The following is a 2723-nucleotide window of genomic DNA, read 5'->3' as shown; positions in this document are numbered from 1 at the left end:
ATCATAATTGTCTCTTTTTTCTATTGTTTCTTTTGAAATTGCCTTACCTTTAGCTTTGCCTTTAGCTTTACCAACACGACATTTACGACCAGACTCTTTATATTTACATTTTGGGTTTTCTCCGTTACAATTAGAACAAAATTCTTGTTTAGGTCTAGCCATTTTTTTACCTCCTTTCTTGATGATAAATTAATTATATACTTTTATTTTAGACTTGTCAAGAATAAAAATATTGTTCGGAAATAACTATTGTTTTTATGCTTGTACATATTTATTGACATTTATTGTTCGGTTTTAGCTATTTTTTAATGTGCAAAAAAAACGTAGTAGAATATATTAACATTTAATTTGGTACACTAATAATTATTTTTCCGTACATTTTATTTTTCTTGTGTATTTAACATCTTTAACTTTAATGTGCAAAAAAAACGTAGTAGAATATATTAATCTTTAATTTCGGACACTAATAATTATTTTTTTACGAGTTGGAAAGCTCTAAGTTATAAATCACCTAATCAATCAAACAATAAGCTAATTGTGCTTACTGATACCATACTTTACAAACAGGACACACAATGCACTTACTTTCTGCCACTTCTAGTCAAATTGCGGTTAAGCGTAAAACAAAAGCCACTAAGGTGGCAATTATTTTTTTAATATAATTTATTTATTTTTCCCTAAATCAAAATGTATTGCTGGCTGACTATTCCATAGTTCTAATGTTTCCTTGTCTACTTCTGGTTGATTCATGTATTCTCTGTTCATTCTAGCTCTTGTATTAACTACTTTAATTTTAATACGTTTCTTGTATTCCTGTTGTCGTAAGTACATCAGATATTTATCTCTAGCCATAGTTACCTCCTATAAATAGTATAACACAAAATGCCTACAAAGTCAATCATAGCTTACATAACAGAGGATAAACCAAACCTGAAAAGTGCATTTGATATAATATATATATCAAGTTGAGAGAGGAAAGCAAATGACAGAGGAACAGCTACTATTTAAGCAAGAGACATTGTCAGAAGTTGACTTTAACGAGTTCTTACTTAACGCTGTTGAATGTGGTTTGATTAATCTTGATACAGCTTTAATTTTTAAGGGAGAATAAAGAAATGAATAAAGAGCATATTTTAGCACAAAAAGAAGTATTGACTCCGATTGAATATGAACACTATGTTAAGCACTTATTTGATATTGGAGAAATTACTAAAGAGCTTTATATTGAATTGAGTTCTGATTTATGAGCAAAGCCTTAGCTATTGACTTTAGCACCTCTAATACTGGTTACGCATTTCGTAATCCTTTGACAAATGAGTATGTAGTCGGTTCAATTGCAGGTGGTAAAAGTAAAGATCCTTTGGAACGTGCCAAGCTTATTGCTGACGGTATAACAGAAATTATTGAGCATTACAATTTATTTGACTACTTTATTTATATTGAAGAACCTATTATCACGTTCAAGTCTAAGGGAAACATCTCATTGATTAGAGCTAACGGTTCATTCTTGGGTGTCATGCGTAACCGTCATAACATTGGCTATGTTGATGTACCAAACAGTAAATGGTGTGGGTATCATCTAATTAAAGGTAAGAGTGCATTGCGAAAAGTACAAAGCATTGAGATACTCAAGAGCTATAACATAGTACCTGATAATGATATCAACGACGACATGGCAGACGCGTTCTGTATCTTACTCTATGTAGAAAGTCAGGAGAATGAATGATTGTAATTAATATTGCCTTGATTATTCTTGGCATTTTATATGGTGTAGGTTCGGTTACCAACTTTAAGGAGTGGTATTATCGCCATGACTATCTAGCTATTATGCTAAGTGTATTTACATCTATCTTATTGGTAGTGGCTGGAGTATTAAACGTTTTGAATTAAAAGAATAGGTGTACTGATTGACGGTACTTAAATGTCATAGAGTTGACAGCCAAGCATAGGGTGCAAACTGTAAAGCATACTGTTTGATTAAATGAGTACTAGCAACTAACAGCCCTTTGTATCTAGCGAACATAGTATAATGGTAATGCTACAGATTCCAAACCTGTAAACGTGGGTTCGATTCCTACTGTTCGTGTTCTCCTTTATTTTATTATATGTTATAAGTTATAGTTCTAGGTATTGAGCGTATTATGGCATATAGTAACAGGATATAGTGTTAATGGTAGCATGCGTGTTTTGGGAACATGTAGTGTTGGTTCGAGTCCAGCTATCCTGATGAGTGGTGTATAGTCCATAGACGAAGTGTTAAGCTATGGCACAACTATACAGATAACTGGTGCACGGTTATATCAGCTAACGAAAGTCCTAGTGTATTAAAGTGTCACAGGCATAACTAAGTGACAGCTGGTTAGAGTAATAAGGTGTACTAACGTGGTGTAGGGTTCGATTCCCTACTGCTCTATAATAAGATGCCAGCTACTGATAGTTAGTCATAGTTAGCAGTATAGTCTAATGGTAAACGTAGGTTCGATTCCTACTACTGCTATAAGACAAGGGGAGAAGCAAATGATTATATTATCTTTATTTATTATTATGTTGTTCATTAGTCCAAGTATAGCATTGTTGTTATTGCTATTGGTTATTAACCCAGTGTTCACGTTGCTATGGCTATTAGTGTGGCTTGCTATTAAACTATAAAGTAATTAGTAAAAGAAAATATTTTTTTATATATACTCCCCCCCATTAATCGCTATGTTAAGGGAAATTTTCAG

5 protein-coding genes and 2 tRNA genes are annotated in these 2723 nt (G+C 32.7%); 6 read left to right on the top strand and 1 reads right to left on the bottom strand.

The features are described 5' to 3' along the window. Positions 1 to 663: 663 nt before the first annotated feature. Positions 664 to 852, bottom strand: coding sequence for a hypothetical protein (locus FDX22_RS24235; protein ID WP_036851101.1), 189 nt, complete (start codon positions 850 to 852; stop codon positions 664 to 666). Between the two features lie 130 nt (positions 853 to 982). Between FDX22_RS24235 and FDX22_RS32040 the strand changes: the two genes are divergently transcribed. From FDX22_RS32040 to FDX22_RS24220, 6 genes are all read left to right on the top strand, one after another. Further along, complete coding sequence (locus FDX22_RS32040; RefSeq protein ID WP_015979565.1) at positions 983 to 1111, top strand: hypothetical protein; 129 nt, start codon at positions 983 to 985, stop codon at positions 1109 to 1111. Positions 1112 to 1115: 4 nt separating this feature from the next. Beyond that, positions 1116 to 1247, top strand: a complete 132-nt coding sequence (locus FDX22_RS32035; protein WP_015979566.1) for a hypothetical protein — start codon at positions 1116 to 1118, stop codon at positions 1245 to 1247. Next, positions 1244 to 1726 (top strand): hypothetical protein, encoded by a 483-nt coding sequence (locus FDX22_RS24230; RefSeq protein WP_036851100.1) that lies wholly within the window; start codon positions 1244 to 1246, stop codon positions 1724 to 1726. Before FDX22_RS32035 ends, FDX22_RS24230 begins: the two co-directional genes overlap by 4 nt. Beyond that, the gene (locus tag FDX22_RS30255; protein WP_015979568.1) at positions 1723 to 1890 is read left to right on the top strand and encodes a hypothetical protein; all 168 of its coding nucleotides are present in this window, start codon (positions 1723 to 1725) and stop codon (positions 1888 to 1890) included. Before FDX22_RS24230 ends, FDX22_RS30255 begins: the two co-directional genes overlap by 4 nt. 125 nt (positions 1891 to 2015) lie before the next feature. Continuing rightward, positions 2016 to 2086 (top strand) — tRNA-Trp (locus tag FDX22_RS24225). 69 nt (positions 2087 to 2155) lie between these two features. Next, a tRNA-Pro gene (locus FDX22_RS24220) sits at positions 2156 to 2227 on the top strand. Positions 2228 to 2723 lie beyond the last annotated feature (496 nt).

The organism is Citrobacter sp. TBCS-14 (assembly GCF_005280805.1).
GTDB lineage: Bacteria > Pseudomonadota > Gammaproteobacteria > Enterobacterales > Enterobacteriaceae > Citrobacter > Citrobacter gillenii.
The sequence above is the reverse complement of the archived record's forward strand: the minus strand, read 5'-3'. Positions and strand labels throughout refer to the sequence as shown.

Bases quoted from the DNA above. Each gene is read 5' to 3' on its own strand.
- FDX22_RS24235 (WP_036851101.1), bottom strand. From the start codon at position 852: ATGGCTAGAGATAAATATCTGATGTACTTACGACAACAGGAATACAAG.
- FDX22_RS32040 (WP_015979565.1), top strand. From the start codon at position 983: ATGACAGAGGAACAGCTACTATTTAAGCAAGAGACATTGTCAGAAGTT.
- FDX22_RS24230 (WP_036851100.1), top strand. From the start codon at position 1,244: ATGAGCAAAGCCTTAGCTATTGACTTTAGCACCTCTAATACTGGTTAC.
- FDX22_RS32035 (WP_015979566.1), top strand. From the start codon at position 1,116: ATGAATAAAGAGCATATTTTAGCACAAAAAGAAGTATTGACTCCGATT.
- FDX22_RS30255 (WP_015979568.1), top strand. From the start codon at position 1,723: ATGATTGTAATTAATATTGCCTTGATTATTCTTGGCATTTTATATGGT.